The sequence below is a fragment of the Bacteroides sp. D20 genome (genome assembly GCF_003436255.1).
Lineage (GTDB): Bacteria > Bacteroidota > Bacteroidia > Bacteroidales > Bacteroidaceae > Bacteroides > Bacteroides uniformis.
Map to the genome: position 1 here is coordinate 120,666 of NZ_QSOO01000010.1, position 17,732 is coordinate 138,397.

Sequence of the window (17,732 nt, forward strand, 5' to 3'; positions counted from 1 at the left end):
TCTGTTGTTTTTTTCGGATTCCATTCCGGATAAATGGAATTTATCTGACTGCTTCTCGGATGCGGACCAATTTGGTCAGCAGGTCTTCCAGCAGGTCGAGTTTCAGCATGTTGGCGCCGTCACTCTTGGCTACGGCGGGATTTTCGTGGGTTTCGATGAACAGTCCGTCTACACCTACGGCAACACCGGCTTTGGCTACGGTCTCGATAAGTTGCGGCATACCTCCCGTGACGCCACTGGTCTGGTTGGGCTGTTGCAAGGAGTGGGTTACATCCAGGATGACGGGGAAACCGAAGGTCTGCATTTCGGGGATGCCGCGATAGTCGATGACTAAATCCTGATAACCGAAAGTAGTTCCGCGTTCCGTCAGCATGACGTTCCTATTGCCTGCTTCCACTACTTTATCAGCCGCAAAGCGCATGGCAAGCGGAGAGAGGAACTGCCCTTTCTTGATGTTGATGGTTTTTCCGGTTTTGGCGGCGGCTACAAGCAGGTCTGTCTGCCGGCAGAGGAAGGCGGGAATTTGCAGAATATCCACATATTCGGCAGCCATGGTGGCTTCTTCGGCGGCATGAATGTCGGTCACGGTAGGTACTCCGAAAGTGTCGTGTACCTTTTGCAGTATCTTCAGCGCCTTTTCGTCACCGATACCCATAAAGGAATCCAGACGCGAACGGTTGGCTTTACGGTACGACCCTTTGAATACGTATGGGATTTGCAGTTTTTCTGTGATGGTCACGATACGTTCGGCAATGCGCATTGCCATTTCTTCTCCTTCGATGACACATGGACCTGCCAGTAGGAAGAAGTTTCCGGCAGGATTATTCTTTAATTCAATCATAGGTTGTTACTGATTAAGTATTTTCAATTGGGTATAATCAATGTTATTGCTTCATGCAGTACGCTGATGTCCAGTGGAAAATGACGGTCGAGAATACGTCCGTCCAAATCGACAGAGGCATTTTGCGCACGCAGCACTTTTACTTTTTGCGTACGGTAGGGCATCACTACCTTATGGTTCAGAATCCGCCCTTGGATAAGCATCCACAATCCCGACCATAGTTGCAGCAATTCGGGACGGTAAATGACGGAAACATCCAGCCAGCCGTTATAGGGCACTGCACTAGGCGCTTGTCCGTATCCCCACGCACTGCCTATGCAGACAGTCATGATGCGTCCGCGTATATGCTCGCCGTTTATCTTGAGATGCATGCGGTACAGCTTCCGTTCGAAGATAATGGATAGCAGTGCCATGAAGTAAGAGAGGAACTTCACTCCCCAGAAACGCTTGCACTGGTCGGTGATTTTCACGATACGGGCTCCCAGGCCTATGTTGATGGCATTGAGAAAGTAGCGTGTCAGATGCTTTTCACCGTCGTAATAATAGCAGGTACCCACGTCTATTTTCCGGCGGCGGTTGTTGATGATGCAATCCACCGCTTTCTTGTAATCCGAACTCATTTCCCAATAGTCGGCAAAGTCATTTCCTATACCATTGGGGATGATGCCGATGGCTATATTCTCCTTGTCTGGTGCATTGGAAAGCATGATGCCGTTAATGACGTCATTCAGTGCGCCGTCACCGCCTACTACAACAATGGTGCGGTAGCCGTTGTTGGCGAGGATGCCTGCCAGACGCTCTACCGAACCGAACCCTTCGGACTGCACATAGTCGTAAGGCACACCTTTGCTGTCTATGTATTCTTTGATTTCTTTCCACCGTTTCTGCACTTTCCGTGTTCCGGCTTTGGGGTTGTATATCACTCCCAACTTTTCGGGTTCTGCACTCATGATTCTATTTACAATTTGACTATTTACTATTTACGATTTAAATCACCCGGTCACTTTATCATTTCATCATCCTTCCAACTTCTTCTTTACAAAAGCTATCTTTTCTTCCATCGGCCACCGGGCATTCATCCAATGGATGGTAAATCCACGCCGTTCCATACCGCGGAACCAGGTCATCTGGCGTTTGGCAAACTGGTGGATGGCTGTTTCCAGTTGCGTGAACATCTCTTCATAGGTCAACTTGCCGATGACATAAAGTGTCAGATACTTGTATTCCAGTCCGTAATAGATGAGGTCATCCGGTTGGATGCCTTGCTCTATCAGACGTCGCACTTCGTCTATCATTCCTTCTTCCAGGCGCTGGTGCAGGCGGCGGGTGATTTTCTCCCGACGCAATTCCCGGTCGATGTCCACACCTATGATGAGACTGTTCATCTGGGGGAAGGAACGTTCGTCTACTGGGGTATGGGCATAATACTCTTCGATTTCGATGGCTCGTATGGCACGTTTGGCTGTGTCCACGTCCGTGGTATTGTGCAGGCTTTTGTAACCTTTCAGTATGTCGGTCAGTTCTTCCAGCGATTTGTCTGCCAGACGGGTGCGCAACTCGGGATTCTCGGGTACGGGCAGCAGACGGTAGCCTTTCAGTACTGATTCGAGATACATTCCGGTTCCTCCACATACAACGGGCAGGCAACCTTTTTGTTTAATAGTCTCGTAAGCATTCAAGAAATCACGCTGATACTCGAAAACATTGTACTTATAGCCCGGGGCGGCTATGTCGATGAGGTGATGGGGAATCTGTTTCCCGTCGACGGTATAGTCAGCAAGGTCTTTGCCGGTGCCTAGGTCCATCCCCCGGTAGATTTGCCGTGAATCGGCACTGATGATTTCCGTATGGAGTTCGGCGGCCAAGGCGGCTGCAAATGGAGTCTTTCCTGAAGCGGTAGGCCCTAATATGGCGATTAAATCATAGTCTGGCATATATAAGTTCTTGTTAATCTCACTACAAAGATAGTGCAAACCGAATGCAGAATAAAATGAACTCGTTCATTTTTTATGCTGAGGTGCAGCTTATCTTCGTGTTAGTGCAAAGATAATGCAAACTGGGAGTATAATGGAAAGAACTTGCTCATTTTTTTACGTGATGCTATACCTTCTTTTCTACTTTGAAGCAGAAAAAGTGAAAAAGGACGTGAAAACGAGCATTAATCTTATTAAAATGTGTTATGAAACATGCTTTTTTTCTTGGAAAGTTTGTCAATGTCCCAAAAGTCCGTACATTTGCAATGTGTTTTTCATAGTATTAGATTTAAGGTTAACAAAGGTTGGAGTACAGCGGTACTCCTTTTTTTATGCCCTAAACTGAACTTTGGCACTTTTTTTCTATATTTTTGCACTATATATTGAATGAACAAACATATTCACTTCTTATGAAGCTCTGTATATAGCTACGCTCAACGAATAGCCCTGCTTGATAAAGCTATTCAGCTATCTGGCAAACGATGACCCGTTTGCCACAGAGATTGTGTATCCTTTTATTCATGAATTTGCAGGATGGCATGCTGTACTTGTACAGTGTGTTGTTTTGTGCTATTTTATTGTTGAGCAATGCATTATACATATAAACAGATATGGCTTATCAACTTTCCGGTAATGATGAGCATTTTGATGGAGCAGCTGATAAATATAACCGATGCTGTTTTCTTAGGTCACGTTGGCGAGGTGGAATTGGGAGCATCTGCCATTGCGGGGATTTATTATTTGGCGGTCTACATGCTTGGGTTTGGGTTTAGTATCGGATTGCAGGTGATGATTGCCCGAAGGAATGGAGAATGTGACTATGGTAAGGCTGGGAAGATATTCTTTCAAGGTTTCTTCTTTTTATCGGGATTGGCCATTTTGCTTTGTCTGCTGATGCAGGCAAGTTCTCCTTTCATATTGGGAAGGTTGATTTCCTCGCCGGAGATTTATCGGGCTGTAATTCAATATCTGGACTGGCGCAGTTTCGGTTTGCTGTTTTCGTTTCCGTTTTTGGTTATCCGTTCTTTTCTTGTGGGAATAACATGCACTCGGGCATTATCGTGGGCTGCTGCCGTTGCAGTAGTGATTAATATTCCTTTGAATTATATTCTGATAATTGTTGGAGGACTGGGAATATCGGGAGCTGCCATTGCTTCTTCTCTGGCAGAGATGGGTTCTTTGGTGATGCTTCTTTTCTATGTATGGCTGAAAATAGATAAAGGGAAATATGGATTGAAACCGGTATATGACGGAAAGCTGTTGGTGGATGTGCTGAGCTTGTCGGTATGGAGCATGCTTCATGCCTTTATCAGCGTGGCTCCGTGGTTCTTGTTTTTTGTGGCGGTGGAACATTTGGGTAAAACGGAATTAGCCATTTCCAATATTACGCGAAGTGTATCTGCTGTCTTTTTTGTAATAGTCAATTCTTTTGCGGTCACTACGGGTTCGCTGGTCAGTAATGCGATTGGGGCTGGAGAAAGGAGGGCTGTTTTCATTATCTGCCGTAAGATACTGAGGTTGGGCTATTCTGCTGGATTTCCACTGATAGGGGTAGCTGTATGTTATAATCGCTTGATAATAGGAATCTATACAGATAACGAACTGTTAACAGAGCAGGCTTTCATCCCTTTTGTTGTGACGTTGCTGAATTATACCTTTGCCTTGCCAGGCTATGTATATCTCAACGCAGTTGGAGGGACCGGTAAAACCCGGATTACTTTTCTTTTCCAAGTGACTACCACTGTCGTGTATCTGGGGTATCTTTATTGGTTAAGCGCTTGCACTCATGCATCCTTGGCTATTTACTTAACGGCAGAATACCTTTTTGTGATTTTGCTGGCACTGCAATCGGTTTTCTATTTAAGAAGTAAACAATATTAGAAACATATCGAATTATGATGACTAAAATATATCCGCGTACGGGAGATAAGCAAACCGTATATCTTAATGCTGTTGTAAAGGATCCTCGAATAGAGGTTGGTGACTATACTATTTATAATGATTTTGTAGCTGACCCTTTGTTGTTCGAGAAAAACAATGTGCTGTATCATTACCCCATCCATCAGGAGAGGCTGGTTATTGGTAAATTCTGTTCCATTGCTTGCGGTACGAAATTTCTGTTCAACTGTGCCAATCATACGTTGAAATCTCTGTCTACTTATACATTTCCTTTATTTTACGAAGAGTGGGGATTGAAGAAATCGGACATAACGGATGCATGGGATGACAAAGGAGATATTATAATAGGTAATGATGTTTGGATTGGTTATGAAGCGGTGATAATGGCTGGTGTTCATATAGGAGATGGGGCGATTATTGGTGCACGTGCTGTTGTGACTAAAGATGTTCCCCCTTATACAATTGTAGGGGGAACTCCTGCCAAAGAAATCAGGAAACGTTTTGATGAGGATGTGGTGAAGAAATTATTGCGGCTGCAATGGTGGGATTGGTCGATTGATGAGATACGCTGTTACTTGCCGCATCTTGTACAAGGCTGTTGGGATAGATTTCCTTAATAATCCATCATCAGTGAGTTGCCGGTCTTGCCTCGTGAAATGTCAAGGTTAGGCGGTGCATAGCTCTGGTTACAGCTACATAAAGCATACTCTTGTCAATCTCCGAACGGTAATTTCTCTCATCCGTCTGTGGAATAATGACTTCGTCAAACTCGAGCCCTTTTGCCATGTGGGCAGAGGTGATGACGATGCCTTGCACAAATGCGGAGCTTTGACTTGATAGGAAGCTGATATCATTGGCATATGATTTCAGCATATCTGCCATCTTCCTGGCTTGCTGCTCCGTCTTGCATATGATGCCAAGAGACTTATATCCGGATTTCCGGTAAGTGGAGATTAGCCCCATAATGCCGGACAGTTCTTCTACGGCACTGCCGAACTGCAGGATTTGTGGCTTTTCTCCATGCCGGGCAACCGGTTCCAGCTCTGCGTTAGGATGAATCTTTTGCGCAAAATCCGTAATCTCGAAGGTGGAACGATAACTCTTACACAATTTCATGATTTCACTTGCAGTAAGTGACTTTTGGATAGTTTCTGCTGTGGATGAACCATAAGGATTCACGGACTGTCCTGCATCGCCCAACACGGTTTTCCGGCATGGAAAGAGTTTCTGTATTACCTTGTACTGTATGGGCGAATAGTCCTGCATCTCATCTATCAACAGATGTTTGACTCTGAATGGCTGGTTCCCGTTTCCCTCCAATGCCAAGTGTAGGTATGCCAGCGGTGCCAAGTCTGAGTATTCGAGTGTATGTCCCTTTCGCATTTTGAACATTCCGGGATTATTTGTCCATTTAAAGAAATCTTTGTAGACTTGAATGTCGTTATTGCCTGCAAACATTAGTCTGATTTCTTTTTTCAAAAGGTTTCTGCCGGTGGTGGTTACCGTAAAGGTGTATTGTATTTTCAACATATCCAGCATATAATCAGCCATAGCATCAAATCGTCGGCGTATGGGATAACGGTTGAAACGTAGGTACTGTTCTTCGATAAACGGGGCAGGTATGGTGATGTATTTGGTCAGCTTCACGTCTGCTGCCTTGAAGTAGGTGTTCTCTATGTGGAGGATAAACTTGTCAAGCTCTGAAATGAAGCCGAAAGAGGCTTTATAGGCTATTCTGTTGATGAGGCTTGAGGATGGCTTTTCTAACAGTTCATTCACTAGCCCGAAGTATGTTTGGTACTTATATTTGTGTTCCAACACTCCGGAGAGTATTTGTTCCATACTGGTTTCGGGCACGGTTTCTTCCCCAAGTTCGGGGAGGACGTTGGAGATATAATCGGAAAACACTTTGTTGGGGGAGATAATCAGAATATCTTTTGATGAGATGCTGTCTCTGAAGGTATAGAGCAGGTAGGCTATGCGGTGCAGGGCTATGGATGTTTTTCCAGAGCCGGCCACTCCTTGAATAATAAGCGTGCGGATATCTTCGTTGCGGATAATCCGGTTCTGTTCCCGTTGGATGGTGGCAACGATATTTTTCATCTTGTCATCTGCATTGGAACTTAACTCTTTTTGCAGAATGTCGTCATGGACGGTCAGGGCACTTTCAATCATAAATTCCATTTTGCCGCCCCGAATTCTGTATTGGCGTTTTAGGGAAATTACTCCTTTAATCTCTCCCGATGGAGACCGATAGCCTGCTTCTCCTAATTCATGGTCATAGAACATGCTCGAAACGGGTGCTCGCCAGTCATGGATAAGGGTAGCTCGACTTTCCGGGTCATAGAAGGTATGGATACCTATATAGATAGGCATCACTTTGCTGTTTTCTTTCTTTTCCAAAAAATCAATTCGTCCGAAGTAAGGAATGGCAAGTATCTTGGTGAGCCGCTTATGCTTGTTGATTACACTTTCCCCCAAGGCAAAATGGTTCAGGATGCTTTCGCGCATGGAGCGTATCTCGTGTGGGTCGATGTCTTTGTTGAACCAGATATAGTCTTTGTATTCTGCCAAGGTGTCGACGTGGTCTTTCACGGATGCGTCGGTATTACCGATAACCTTTTTCAGAAAACTGATTATTTGCTTTAAATATTCTTTCTCTTGTTTCTCTGTTTGATTGAATGCCATAATTAGTTGTTGCTAAAAGGTAAGACAGTGTGCAAAATTAGTGTATTGTATCAAGAAGGGAAATGGCTATTTATAGCTATATACTGGGAAGTTTTATATCTTTGCACATTCAAAAAAGTGGAGGTAAATGGACATTCATGAGCTTGCAAGGCAGAATCAGCAATCTGCATGGAAAGTATTGGAAGATACCTGTATTATTGAAGCATGGGAGCGCATTGGAGCAACCGTTCATTTGGTGGGCTCACTCCGTACCGGGCTGTTGGCGAAAAGTAGGGATATAGATATCCATATTTATACCGATAGGTTGGATGTAGGAGAGAGCTTTTCGGTCATCCGGGAACTTGCGGAACGGTTGCCTTTGCAGGAAATACAATATAGGAACCTTATCCATACGGAGGAAGAGTGCATGGAGTGGCATGCTTTATATAAGGATAGAGAACAGAATACTTGGAAGTTTGATATGATTCACATCCGGAAAGGTTCCAGGTATGATGGTGTTGTAGAAAAGGTGACTGCCGCTATTGCGGAGCGCCTTACTCCTGAAATTAGGAAAACGATATTGCAAATCAAATTCGATGTGCCGGATGGTGTAACGATTCCAGGTATAGAGATTTATCATGCTGTCTTTACGGGAGGTGTCCGCACTTATAAGGAGCTTGAAGAGTGGCGCAAAACAAATCAGTTGGCGGACAGTCTCGGTTGGCTTCCGTAATCTTAGAGGTAGATACCAAGATTTTCTACTATATGGATGGCTTCCATTATATTGTTGGCATCTAACTTGCTTAGGATGTTTTTCCGGTGATTGTTCACAGTATAGATGCTCACTCCCAGCTGGTGAGCGATTTCCTTGCTTAGAAAACCTTGTCGGATGAGTCGTAATATTTCTTTCTCCCGGTTGGATAATTGTTTGTCAGGAGAAACAGTGCATGTTGGAAGCATCTCTCCCGTTTTTCTGTTCACCACCGTCCGTTTGATTCTTTCGATAGGGGTCTGGTCGGGAAGTATGTCCATTACTCCCATGATTATCCAGGCTTTACCATTCCGGTCTGTTTCTATGACTTGTTGCCGGCTACTTACATTGATATACTGTTGCCGTGCATTCAACATACGGAATTGAAATATTTGCCGGTAGTCATTTCTTTCTTCCGGTGGGAGTGAGTAGATGAACTGTCCATGCTCGATTTGGCATTCCGTGAGTTGCATTCTGTCATCAGGGTGTATTCTCTCTTCCAGTAAATCGCCTTGTTGCCTGATTGTCTTTATCCAAGTGGGATTGTATCCGAAAAGATGGGCAAAACTGTCGGATGCAAAATCGTATCTCTCTTTAAATACGTCAACTGTAAAAATACAGCTCTGACTCATTTGTGAGAACGCTTGCACGGATATTCTTTTCTTGTTCCATAAATCATAGTCCACATCGGGACCGCTAATCTGCTGTCTTGCCCATAATTCTTTGGGAGTTGTCTTGTTGGTAGTCATGGAACAAAGATAACTGATAATTTTCTTTTGAGTTTTATCTTTTACGGGATAATATTATTTCTAAGAATATGTTGTAGGGTTGGATTAAGTGGCTACCTTTGTAGGCCGTGTCATTGGGGACGCCGTGAATGAAAAGCAAACGAGTAATAAATTCAATATGTGATAAGATGAAAGATATACCGGCAGACAGCTTAATAAAGAATTATTTTCCTGTAGATTATATAGATTCTTTTTCTAAAGTGATGGTCACTGGGCAGGCTTTGACACCGGAAGATTTTCGCAATCTTGCCTTCAGCCGATTTCCTAAGTGGATTGGTTGGCTCATGAATTTCAGGAATGCGATTGTAAAGCCATTAGGACTGGATACAGCAACCAGATTTACAGATATGGTCTTGGATAAAAATCTGCATGAAGAAATTCTCGGAATGCCGGATAAGCATCTTGATTTCCATGTGTCCATGTGGTGCGGGGAATATCACGAAGGAAAACAAGAACTTCGGATTACTACTGTTGTGAAGTACAATAATTGGCTGGGAAGGGCATATTTCTTTATTATCAGACCTTTTCATGGGATAATAGTAAAGTCTATCTTAAAGCATGTTGCTGGGGATAGGGGGGGAGTGGGTGTAAATAAATACTCCCATTGAAATATTATCATTTCAATGGGAGTATTTATTTGAGTGGTGCCACCAGCAACCGAAAATGGTTTGATATGGCACTATCTTTCAGTAAGTTATATCTTTGCTACGATGTAAATCCCTTGAATAAGGTTTTCACAGCTTTGCACCGTTTGACATCAACTTGTATCTTGGGTACGATTTCTGAATACAAAGATAATTATTTTATTCTTTTGATGACATATTCTTGTAAAGAATCTGATTCCTCTGCATATTGGGCTAATATAGATATAGCATTATTATCTCCAATATTTAAATTCACTTTCTTTTTTTTCAAGCAAGAGGGTTTTCCTCCTTTTAGTTCTTCAATGATTCTTTGTAAAAAAACAACTAAACAATGCATCTCATATTTTCCACGTAGATTTTGTACAAGATCTCTAGATATTTGTTCTTTTGCGTGATTTAACTCATCTTCATTTGGTATAGGTGCTTTGTCTTTAAAGTCGTTAAAAATAGAATTTATGCAATATAATTGCGTTACACTTCTATCTTCAAGATTATATTGCAGATAGCCTTTGGGCAATTCTTTATCTAATGATAATTTCAATTCATGGCTTTTTCTTTTAACAGCAAAATACCATGAGTTAAAAAGTAAAATACTAGCATTATATGAATTCTGAAATTTTAAATAATCCTCTTTGATTTTTTGAAAATCTTCGTCTGATGAATTATATCCCAATTCACATTTTAAAATTCGTTCTAGGCATTTATCATTACAATAAAAATTTTCAATTGCATAACATGGAGTTACATAGAAATTATTGTTTATGTACTCTAATTCATTATCATCATAGTCTTTATCTATAAAGAACCCTGTAGAATATCTATTATATTCATTTTTTTTTGAAAGATATTTATATATGCCTTTCACGTTGGACTTACCTTTACATTTTATTGGTTCAACTTCTTTATTGGAGATTCTTTCTATACGCATAGAATAATAAGGGGCATCTTTGCCCTCAAAAAAAGCAAAAAAAGCATTAGGATTGTTGTTTTTGCATAAATCAAATTCCAGATAAAGCTTTGCAATAGAATTATCTCTAGCTTCAATATATTTATCTTTTTCGTTCATTGTCTAATTTACTACTTGACATAAATTCACTTAACCCAATAGTATTTTCTTCAAATTCATTTTCAAATATGAAAGGAGAATGGGTGACTGCTAATAGAAAATCACATTTATTTGACTTTATTATATCAGGAATTAAATTCCTCTGCCAAAATATTGATAGAGATAATTCAGGCTCATCAATCAAAAAAATAAAATCTCTTTGTGGTTCTAAAAAAATTATAGAAAAGAGTGAAACTATTTGTTTCTCTCCTGAACTCAATACATTAAGATCTATGTCTTTGTTATTACTATCATTAATTTGTCGAAGTTCCAATTTTAAATCGACTTCGTTATAAATAAACTCCTTTTCATGCAAATAATTGTTACATACACTAACAAAATTTTTTATACCTCTATCATAAATGGAGTATGAATCATAAATATTTAGCAGTTGAGATAATAAATATAGCAATTGCTTATTGTCTCTATTATATATTTTTCTACTTTCAATTAAGTCTAAAACGAAATTTTTATCTTCAGGGTCTAAGCCGACTTGTTCCCTACTTAGAATTGTTTTGATGGTTGAAATATCTTCTGCTTTTATTTTAATATTATCTGGAAATCCCTTGATTTCTTTCTTTAATAAATCAGTTGATAATGCATCTAATTTTTCTCTTGATATTTTTGTGATTTGATTTAGTATAATTCGTATTCTTTTTTGAACATCCGTCATGCCAAAATGTATTAATTTGGACATTGAAATTATACTATCTTCATCTTCATGCATTGATATATGCCACATATCATCATCGTCTTCTCTTTCTTTTTTAATGGCACTAATTAAATTTTGAAGATCTTTTTCAACTCTTCTATAAGTTGGAAAATATAAAATTCTACTATCAATTTTCCGTATATCTTCTACAAATAAAGGTATTGATTTATTTTCTGTACGTTGTGTAATAATATCTATAATTACATCATAGATATATGAGGATGGAGCATTAATAGAAAGCCCTGTCTTTTCTAGATAGGATTTAATTTTTAATATTTTATCAAATTGTGTATCAGATTTGCCATCTACAATTTTTTTTAAAGATAAAATACTATTGTCATCTAGTAATTTATCTATATGATTATATATCCCACTTTTTCTATTTCTTTCTCTATTTCGATTTACATATCCTTGTAAATCGGTTTTTGTAAAACTATAGTTTTTTTCATTAATCCTAATTTTAATTTCTGAGAAATTGATATTTACCAATTCTTCAAATTTTAAACTTAATAGATAATACAGTGTGTTCAATACTGTTGTTTTACCTAAACCGTTTTCTCCAATGTAAATTTGCACTTTATTGGTAAAGGATAATTTTACGTCTTTACCTCCAAAGAGTCCTAAAATTTCAAAATTCTCAACTGTTGGCTTCATATGATTTCTATTTAAATTAGAAAGTATCCTCCATTTTTTTGTGCTCCTTTAAATTCTATCAACTCTAATTTGACCAAAGAATTTAAATAGCGCTTAGTGGTAGGCACACTTCTTTCTATTAATTTTGCTATCTTAGATGAGTTAAGTCCTGGATGCTGTTTGATAATGTTTAGGACTTCCTGCTCCTTTGATTTTACAGTATCATTTACAGTATCATTTACAGTATCATTTTTGATACTAATCCCTCTTTTAAATACAGCTGTAAACATCCCCTCCGTATGAAATTCCGGTTCGGGTAGATTCGCTTCCCTCATAGCTTCCTGCATACGAGGAATACCGGATGCCACTCTTTCAACCAAGTGCATACGGGTAAATAAACCGAAAATTAGCGGATTACGTGTCATGCTTTTATGCCCGAAATCTTTAGCCACAACAGGTAGAAGTCCTCCGGGATTGGAAATCTCTACCCGGTCGTCAAACATTTCTATCATAATGCTTGCACCTTGTTCGTAGTAATCACGATGTGACAGAGCGTTTATAATGGCTTCTTTAAATACGGTCAAAGGTATTTCCCAAATTTCTTCTCTTGGTCCTGTTCCCTCTATTTTATAGGCAACTTGCAGTTTACTTTCCAGCCAAGCCATAGCCTGTAGATATTGTTGGTATAATGAACCTCCGAATGTTTTATCATCTATAATATAGACTTTATTCGTCCCCTTGAAAAGAACACACCTTGTAATAGAGTGTGGAAACTTTCGTTCAGGTTGTTTTCCAAAGAACATCGCCGCACCGTTCTTTGCCGTTCCATTCTCGGTAAACAGTTCCAAGTTCTCAAATATTTGTTTGTCGGGTGTGGACGGACTTAGTTTGGCTTCTGTTCGGAAATCCTTAATCATCTGTTCGTCTGCATCCATGTAGATATTGAACCAATGGCAGGGTATATGGTCGAAAAAGATTTTGTTACACTCCTGAAAGAAGCTGCGCATTTCTTCGGCTGTGTGAAGTTTCTGTGAGTTTGCCCCCTCACGGACATAGATAGAACCGGAAAATATATAAGGTTTATCCTTGCCGGACGGAACATCAATCACCCAAACGGTTTTATTCACAAGATTTACGGAATACAATTCACAGTGAAGTGCAGGAGATATTTCGCTGATAGAACCTTGAATGGCAGAACGCTTATCGTTTTCTAAGTTAGTATCTACCACTTGCCCGTTATCATCTACTCCAATAAGCAAATATCCTCCGTCTGCATTGGCGAAAGCACATATTTCCTCTGTCAGGTCACGAACCTTTGAAGGAACACGAACTTTAAACTCCATATTATAGCCCTCTCCACTGTCAATGAGTGATTGTATGGTTTCTGTATTCAGCATAAGTTTTTATGACAATGATACAAAATTAGTTATTATGAAAATTAATCAATTCTCGTTTTCTTCAGCCATTTTTTTATATCCCCAATCAACCAAATATTTAATGAATGGAATAAGCTCCTTGCCTGTCTCGGTTAAAGAGTATTCGACTTTTGGGGGAACTTGGGGATACATTTCACGATGAATCAAATTATCCATTTCCAACTCTCTCAAGGTTTGTGTGAGCATCTTTGTACTTATGTCGGATATTTCACGGCTCAGTTCACCATATCGCATAACCGTATGTTTTGACAGAGCCCAAAGAATACGTCCTTTATATTTCCCTCCTATCCGTTGGAAAGCAAAATCAAGCACACAAATATCTTTTTTAATGTTCTTATTCATTTTTATTTGAGCACATTAATTTGATAATCAATATTCGATACCTTTTAGTCTGTATCATACTAAATTGTACATACTTGATACAAAGATAGTAAACATTTAACTTTGTGGGAAATATTAAAAGCATAAAAATGAAAAAACAGAAAGCATTAATTCTTATAGACCTCCAAAATGATTATTTTGAAGGTGGATTATATCCACTGGTAGGCAGTTTGGATGCTGTATTAAAAGCGCAAAAACTTATACATAATTTTAGGTTAAATTCCCTACCAGTTATATATATACGGCATATTTCATCTAGACAGGATGCAACTTTTTTTCTACCTGATACTATAGGGGCAGAAATACATAGCAGTGTTGCTCCGATAAAAAACGAAGATATAATTATTAAACATTCTCCGAACAGTTTTTATCAGACAGAATTAAATAATTTGTTACAATCTAAAAATATCACAGATGTAGTTATTTGTGGTATGATGACACACATGTGCGTGGATGCTACCGTAAGAGCAGCTAAAGACTTGGGATATAAATGCACTATAATACAAGATGCTTGCGCTACTAAAGCTTTAGAATTTCAAGACTTTAAGGTCGAAGCAGAAAAAGTGCAAGCTGTTTTTTTAGCTGCATTAACACCATTTTATGCCACTGTTAAATCGACTGACGAGTACATAAAATCATGTTTAACACTTTAAATTAAAGAAAATGAAAAGAATCCTTGAATTGAGTATATTTCAGTTGTTATCTGAATATACTCAACACAAAGCATCTGTTGCAGAGTTGACAGATGCTATCAATGAATTGACTGCTTATTTGGTAGAAATAAGTACAGTAGAACAGGATTATGCAGTTCTATTACGTTATTATTCAATGGGATTAAACAGGCTCAAATTGTATCGTATGCAATTTGGGCAAAAGGAAAATACCCTTTATGCAATTTATTGATGAAGCAATAGGAATAATAAATACAGAAATTTATATTATAAGGTTACGAATTAAATATCCCGAACAGTTTAGGACACATTTTAATACACAACCACTATCTCCTCTCTACTTGGCTGATAAAACAAACTTGATTGACATCATGGAAATGGTAAGCGGTCTGTTCCTCTCCAAAGACATCGTGTATCAGAACGGTAAGCCCGCCTACTTAGTGGACTTGGCGAAAGCCTTTGAATGGCTGTTCAACATCAGGATAGGCGACTGTTACCAAAAACATGAGGACGTGATAAGACGAAAGCCGGGCAAACTGACCGGGTTTCTTAATGGACTGGTAGAACTTATCAAAAAGGAACATGACAAGAAAGGATATAGATAACCAGTGACTTATGATTTATTTATAGGGGATTCCATTAGTTCCCCTGTAATTTCTTTGCGTCCGTTTTCTGAACTTTGCTTCATCAATCGATTGACAGACCATAATGTATAATCAGAAAAATGAAGCAATCATGTATATAGACAATGACGATTTCAGCGTATGGATGCAGAAGCTGTACGCCAAACTGGAAGAACTCTGCAAGGATGTACGGGTACTGCGCAATGCCGACAGGGTGCTGCCTGAAGATGACAACCTGCTGGATAATCAGGATTTGTGCCTGCTGTTCAAAGTAAGCATCAAGACCCTGCAACGCTACCGGGCTATCGGTGCGCTGCCGTACTTCACAATCAGCGGAAAAGTGTACTACAAGGCTTCCGATGTCCGGGAGTTCATCAAGGAGCGGTTCAGTGTCACCACGCTACGCCAGTTCGAGAAAGAACACTGCACGAAGAAAAAGAAGTGAATTAGAAAGCCGGGGCGGTTCTGCTCCGGCTTCGCTTTGGGTTTATGGTTTGCCCAGCTTGTCGGCTTGCTCCTTTAGCTGCTCGGCTTGCTCGTTTAACAGTCTTGCCCGTTCCAACGCTTCCGCCTGTTTTCTGCTACGGTATTCAAAGCCTTTCACCGAATCGGTCAGGCTTCGGATGAAATCGTTGTCCCGTTCCCGGCTGAACTTCGTTTCCAGCAAATCAAGGCTGCTGCCGTCTGCCTTTCCTTTCATCAGGATATAGCGGTATTTTATATCGTTGTCCTGTAACCGCTGCATTCTTTGTATAAAACGTACATTCAACACAAGCGACACAAGACAAATGATTATCCCTGCTGAAAGAAGAAAGAACTTGGATTTCAAATAGGGAGTTACCCGGTATGTCAGTTTGTCGTACCATGAAACGGGCGTTACTTCTCCGGTCAGTGCTGTATCATCAACCGGGAACAACACCTTTAACCGCTCCTTGAAATATCGGTGCGAGGTCACGATAAGCCCCTTTATATCTTCAAGGTCTTGTTTTTGATTCCCGGACTGCCCTTTTCTGATACTGCCGATTTGGTTTAGAATTTCTTGCACCGTGTTTTCAGGAATGCCGGATTTACTTTGCATATCCGAAATGCGCTGTTCGATAACATCCAGCCTGTTAATCGTTTCTTCCCGGCTGGCTGGCGTTACCTGCTTCTCTTGCCGTTCTTTCAGTTCCGTAACCATAGAGAGAAGCCCCTCTAAAATTAAATTTTCTTCCATGTTCCTATAATTTTAAGTGTCGTTTCTTTTTCTTCTTTTTTCTTTCACCGGGATTGTCGGGCGTATCAGTATCATCAGCCGGAGAGGATGAAACGGAGAATAGACCGCTCAAGCCTGCCAGCAGCGAACTGTCGGCTTTGTCCGGTGTCCGTGCTGGCTCCTGAATAGGTACGGAAACTATCTGTCTATTGTTTCCGGTAGTGTTCAGCCTTGCATCCCCGAAACATTTGTCCAGTTTGGAGAAACTGAAACTGCGGTCTATCTCCGAGCCTTTGAACGTGTATTCACCTTTGGAAAAGGATATGCCCTGCACTTCGCCAGTCTGTCCCCTGTACTTGAAATGAATCCCGATACCCTTTTCTGCCAACTTGGTTTGTAACTGCTGCCAGTTCCTTGATTTCCCGATTTCATCCTTTATGGTATTGTAAATCTCGTATTTGGATTTGTCCGGTTCTCTCAAATGGTGCTGCTTTACATGCTCCTTGCCTTTAGCGAAATAAAGCCCGTGTTTGGCTTTCAGCTTCTTGCATACCTGTTCGTTGCGGTACATGTCGTTCCTATCCGAAATGGTCTTGCCATTGTTGTCTATGCGGTTGAACACGATATGCACGTGCGGATGTTCCCGGTCTTGGTGGCGCACGATGATGTACTGCGTATCAGTGATTTTCATTTCACGCATGTACTCCTGCGCAAGCTGTACCATTTTCCCGTCTGTCAGCTTGGGTGCGTCCACCGGGGAATAGCTTAGCGCAATATGTCCGACAGGCTTTTTCAGGTCGGGGTTCATCCCGGCTTGCAGTATGAAACTGCGTATGATGTCCCGGTTGCTTTCCGCTAACACTCCCTCCGCATGAAGCAGGGTTGCCTGTTCCTTGCCGAGTACATAGTTCACGCAGCCTTTAAATCCGCTTCCCTTTCTTATTTTTCCAATCATCCGACAGTTGGTTTATGATTTCGACAATCCTGTTTTTGAGTTTTACAAGTTCCACCGCCACCAGTGCGAACCCTCCGGCATTCGCCCGGTGCGCCAGCTGGTTGATGTTGTTGGCTTCGCCCGCCAGCTTGCGGATAGTGTCCGCATCCTGCCTATTCAGCCGGGGCGTTACCTCTGCCGAAACGACCGCCTGCCGGACGTACTCGCTGACACGCAGCCCGGCTTCCCCGGCTCGCTTCCTGATTGCGTAGAACTGTAACTCGGTCAGTTTCGTGCTGACTACCCGGTTCTGTTTGTCTATCCGGCTTTTTGCCGGGCGACCTCCCGGTTTGTTCCTTATCTCTGTCATACGTTTTTGCTTTTAGGTGGTATTTTAAAAATTGCGACCAACGGGAGAAATTTTCTTTGCGTTAAGCAAAGCAAGGTGTTTCGGTCTACCGAAACATAACCTTGCTCTC

The 17,732-nt window shown here is 40.9% G+C and carries 20 protein-coding genes; 8 read left to right on the plus strand and 12 right to left on the minus strand.

Annotated features, from left to right (window positions below):
- Window positions 1–40 precede the first annotated feature (40 nt).
- The 3 genes from kdsA to miaA all read right to left on the minus strand — a co-directional run bounded on the left by kdsA (window position 41) and on the right by miaA (window position 2,775).
- Complete coding sequence (gene kdsA, locus DXD78_RS12065) at window positions 41–841, minus strand: 3-deoxy-8-phosphooctulonate synthase (RefSeq protein ID WP_009037040.1); 801 nt, start codon at window positions 839–841, stop codon at window positions 41–43.
- 23 nt (window positions 842–864) lie between these two features.
- The gene (locus DXD78_RS12070) at window positions 865–1,791 is read right to left on the minus strand and encodes a diacylglycerol kinase family protein (protein WP_009037039.1); all 927 of its coding nucleotides are present in this window, start codon (window positions 1,789–1,791) and stop codon (window positions 865–867) included.
- Between the two features lie 66 nt (window positions 1,792–1,857).
- Window positions 1,858–2,775, minus strand: a complete 918-nt coding sequence (miaA, locus tag DXD78_RS12075; RefSeq protein WP_009037038.1) for a tRNA (adenosine(37)-N6)-dimethylallyltransferase MiaA — start codon at window positions 2,773–2,775, stop codon at window positions 1,858–1,860.
- Window positions 2,776–3,402: 627 nt separating this feature from the next.
- Between miaA and DXD78_RS12085 the strand changes: the two genes are divergently transcribed.
- Together DXD78_RS12085 and DXD78_RS12090 are read left to right on the plus strand one after the other, a co-directional pair.
- The gene (locus DXD78_RS12085) at window positions 3,403–4,695 is read left to right on the plus strand and encodes an MATE family efflux transporter (RefSeq protein ID WP_005828839.1); all 1,293 of its coding nucleotides are present in this window, start codon (window positions 3,403–3,405) and stop codon (window positions 4,693–4,695) included.
- A gap of 14 nt (window positions 4,696–4,709) precedes the next feature.
- Window positions 4,710–5,330, plus strand: coding sequence for a CatB-related O-acetyltransferase (locus tag DXD78_RS12090; RefSeq protein ID WP_005828836.1), 621 nt, complete (start codon window positions 4,710–4,712; stop codon window positions 5,328–5,330).
- 10 nt (window positions 5,331–5,340) lie between these two features.
- Here the strand turns inward: DXD78_RS12090 and DXD78_RS12095 are convergent, their stop codons facing one another.
- Entirely contained in the window at window positions 5,341–7,401 is a 2,061-nt protein-coding gene (locus DXD78_RS12095; protein WP_009037036.1) for a 3'-5' exonuclease, read from the minus strand.
- Between the two features lie 127 nt (window positions 7,402–7,528).
- On the opposite strand from DXD78_RS12095, the gene DXD78_RS12100 reads away from it, so the two are divergent.
- Window positions 7,529–8,113 (plus strand): nucleotidyltransferase domain-containing protein, encoded by a 585-nt coding sequence (locus DXD78_RS12100; RefSeq protein WP_009037035.1) that lies wholly within the window; start codon window positions 7,529–7,531, stop codon window positions 8,111–8,113.
- A 2-nt stretch (window positions 8,114–8,115) separates the two neighbouring features.
- Here DXD78_RS12100 and DXD78_RS12105 read toward each other — a convergent pair whose 3' ends face one another.
- Entirely contained in the window at window positions 8,116–8,880 is a 765-nt protein-coding gene (locus tag DXD78_RS12105; RefSeq protein WP_009037034.1) for a LuxR C-terminal-related transcriptional regulator, read from the minus strand.
- A 167-nt stretch (window positions 8,881–9,047) separates the two neighbouring features.
- Between DXD78_RS12105 and DXD78_RS12110 the strand changes: the two genes are divergently transcribed.
- Complete coding sequence (locus DXD78_RS12110) at window positions 9,048–9,527, plus strand: DUF2867 domain-containing protein (protein ID WP_009037033.1); 480 nt, start codon at window positions 9,048–9,050, stop codon at window positions 9,525–9,527.
- Window positions 9,528–9,717: 190 nt separating this feature from the next.
- Here DXD78_RS12110 and DXD78_RS12115 read toward each other — a convergent pair whose 3' ends face one another.
- Genes DXD78_RS12115 through DXD78_RS12130 form a run of 4 tightly spaced genes read right to left on the minus strand, consistent with a single transcriptional unit; the run spans window position 9,718 to window position 13,791 of the window.
- Window positions 9,718–10,629, minus strand: a complete 912-nt coding sequence (locus DXD78_RS12115) for a DUF4435 domain-containing protein (RefSeq protein ID WP_117652741.1) — start codon at window positions 10,627–10,629, stop codon at window positions 9,718–9,720.
- Entirely contained in the window at window positions 10,613–12,034 is a 1,422-nt protein-coding gene (locus DXD78_RS12120) for an AAA family ATPase (protein ID WP_117652742.1), read from the minus strand. Before DXD78_RS12120 ends, DXD78_RS12115 begins: the two co-directional genes overlap by 17 nt.
- Before the next feature lie 11 nt (window positions 12,035–12,045).
- Window positions 12,046–13,410: an ATP-binding protein gene (locus tag DXD78_RS12125; protein ID WP_117652743.1), complete on the minus strand. Its 1,365-nt coding sequence runs from the start codon at window positions 13,408–13,410 to the stop codon at window positions 12,046–12,048.
- Window positions 13,411–13,455: 45 nt separating this feature from the next.
- On the minus strand, window positions 13,456–13,791 hold the full coding sequence (locus DXD78_RS12130) for a helix-turn-helix domain-containing protein (RefSeq protein WP_022401675.1): 336 nt from the start codon (window positions 13,789–13,791) through the stop codon (window positions 13,456–13,458).
- Window positions 13,792–13,919: 128 nt separating this feature from the next.
- Here DXD78_RS12130 and DXD78_RS12135 point away from each other — a divergent pair, with 128 nt between their 5' ends.
- The 4 genes from DXD78_RS12135 (at window position 13,920) to DXD78_RS12150 (ending at window position 15,569) form a co-directional block, all read left to right on the plus strand.
- Window positions 13,920–14,483 (plus strand): cysteine hydrolase family protein, encoded by a 564-nt coding sequence (locus DXD78_RS12135; RefSeq protein WP_233524362.1) that lies wholly within the window; start codon window positions 13,920–13,922, stop codon window positions 14,481–14,483.
- Window positions 14,484–14,493: 10 nt separating this feature from the next.
- A complete protein-coding gene (locus tag DXD78_RS12140; RefSeq protein WP_117652745.1) occupies window positions 14,494–14,733 on the plus strand; it encodes a hypothetical protein in 240 nt (79 codons plus the stop codon).
- Window positions 14,720–15,106, plus strand: coding sequence for an RteC domain-containing protein (locus DXD78_RS12145; RefSeq protein WP_117652746.1), 387 nt, complete (start codon window positions 14,720–14,722; stop codon window positions 15,104–15,106). Before DXD78_RS12140 ends, DXD78_RS12145 begins: the two co-directional genes overlap by 14 nt.
- Window positions 15,107–15,236: 130 nt before the next feature.
- A complete protein-coding gene (locus DXD78_RS12150; protein WP_005645903.1) occupies window positions 15,237–15,569 on the plus strand; it encodes a helix-turn-helix domain-containing protein in 333 nt (110 codons plus the stop codon).
- A 42-nt stretch (window positions 15,570–15,611) separates the two neighbouring features.
- On the opposite strand, the gene DXD78_RS12155 is transcribed toward DXD78_RS12150, so the two are convergent.
- The 3 genes from DXD78_RS12155 to DXD78_RS12165 are packed head-to-tail and all read right to left on the minus strand — an operon-like array spanning window position 15,612 to window position 17,623.
- Window positions 15,612–16,340 (minus strand): hypothetical protein, encoded by a 729-nt coding sequence (locus tag DXD78_RS12155; protein WP_117652747.1) that lies wholly within the window; start codon window positions 16,338–16,340, stop codon window positions 15,612–15,614.
- 4 nt (window positions 16,341–16,344) lie between these two features.
- Entirely contained in the window at window positions 16,345–17,274 is a 930-nt protein-coding gene (locus tag DXD78_RS12160) for a relaxase/mobilization nuclease domain-containing protein (RefSeq protein WP_117652748.1), read from the minus strand.
- Window positions 17,240–17,623, minus strand: coding sequence for a MobC family plasmid mobilization relaxosome protein (locus DXD78_RS12165; RefSeq protein ID WP_032531312.1), 384 nt, complete (start codon window positions 17,621–17,623; stop codon window positions 17,240–17,242). Before DXD78_RS12165 ends, DXD78_RS12160 begins: the two co-directional genes overlap by 35 nt.
- Window positions 17,624–17,732 lie beyond the last annotated feature (109 nt).

Coding starts and splice junctions, on each gene's coding strand:
- DXD78_RS12100 (WP_009037035.1), top strand. CDS start 7,529: ATGGACATTCATGAGCTTGCAAGGCAGAATCAGCAATCTGCATGGAAA.
- miaA (WP_009037038.1), bottom strand. CDS start 2,775: ATGCCAGACTATGATTTAATCGCCATATTAGGGCCTACCGCTTCAGGA.
- DXD78_RS12070 (WP_009037039.1), bottom strand. CDS start 1,791: ATGAGTGCAGAACCCGAAAAGTTGGGAGTGATATACAACCCCAAAGCC.
- DXD78_RS12110 (WP_009037033.1), top strand. CDS start 9,048: ATGAAAGATATACCGGCAGACAGCTTAATAAAGAATTATTTTCCTGTA.
- DXD78_RS12090 (WP_005828836.1), top strand. CDS start 4,710: ATGATGACTAAAATATATCCGCGTACGGGAGATAAGCAAACCGTATAT.
- DXD78_RS12130 (WP_022401675.1), bottom strand. CDS start 13,791: ATGAATAAGAACATTAAAAAAGATATTTGTGTGCTTGATTTTGCTTTC.
- DXD78_RS12145 (WP_117652746.1), top strand. CDS start 14,720: ATGCAATTTATTGATGAAGCAATAGGAATAATAAATACAGAAATTTAT.
- DXD78_RS12115 (WP_117652741.1), bottom strand. CDS start 10,629: ATGAACGAAAAAGATAAATATATTGAAGCTAGAGATAATTCTATTGCA.
- DXD78_RS12120 (WP_117652742.1), bottom strand. CDS start 12,034: ATGAAGCCAACAGTTGAGAATTTTGAAATTTTAGGACTCTTTGGAGGT.
- DXD78_RS12135 (WP_233524362.1), top strand. CDS start 13,920: ATGAAAAAACAGAAAGCATTAATTCTTATAGACCTCCAAAATGATTAT.
- DXD78_RS12140 (WP_117652745.1), top strand. CDS start 14,494: ATGAAAAGAATCCTTGAATTGAGTATATTTCAGTTGTTATCTGAATAT.
- DXD78_RS12160 (WP_117652748.1), bottom strand. CDS start 17,274: ATGATTGGAAAAATAAGAAAGGGAAGCGGATTTAAAGGCTGCGTGAAC.
- DXD78_RS12095 (WP_009037036.1), bottom strand. CDS start 7,401: ATGGCATTCAATCAAACAGAGAAACAAGAGAAAGAATATTTAAAGCAA.
- DXD78_RS12155 (WP_117652747.1), bottom strand. CDS start 16,340: ATGGAAGAAAATTTAATTTTAGAGGGGCTTCTCTCTATGGTTACGGAA.
- DXD78_RS12085 (WP_005828839.1), top strand. CDS start 3,403: ATGCATTATACATATAAACAGATATGGCTTATCAACTTTCCGGTAATG.
- kdsA (WP_009037040.1), bottom strand. CDS start 841: ATGATTGAATTAAAGAATAATCCTGCCGGAAACTTCTTCCTACTGGCA.
- DXD78_RS12125 (WP_117652743.1), bottom strand. CDS start 13,410: ATGCTGAATACAGAAACCATACAATCACTCATTGACAGTGGAGAGGGC.
- DXD78_RS12105 (WP_009037034.1), bottom strand. CDS start 8,880: ATGACTACCAACAAGACAACTCCCAAAGAATTATGGGCAAGACAGCAG.
- DXD78_RS12165 (WP_032531312.1), bottom strand. CDS start 17,623: ATGACAGAGATAAGGAACAAACCGGGAGGTCGCCCGGCAAAAAGCCGG.
- DXD78_RS12150 (WP_005645903.1), top strand. CDS start 15,237: ATGTATATAGACAATGACGATTTCAGCGTATGGATGCAGAAGCTGTAC.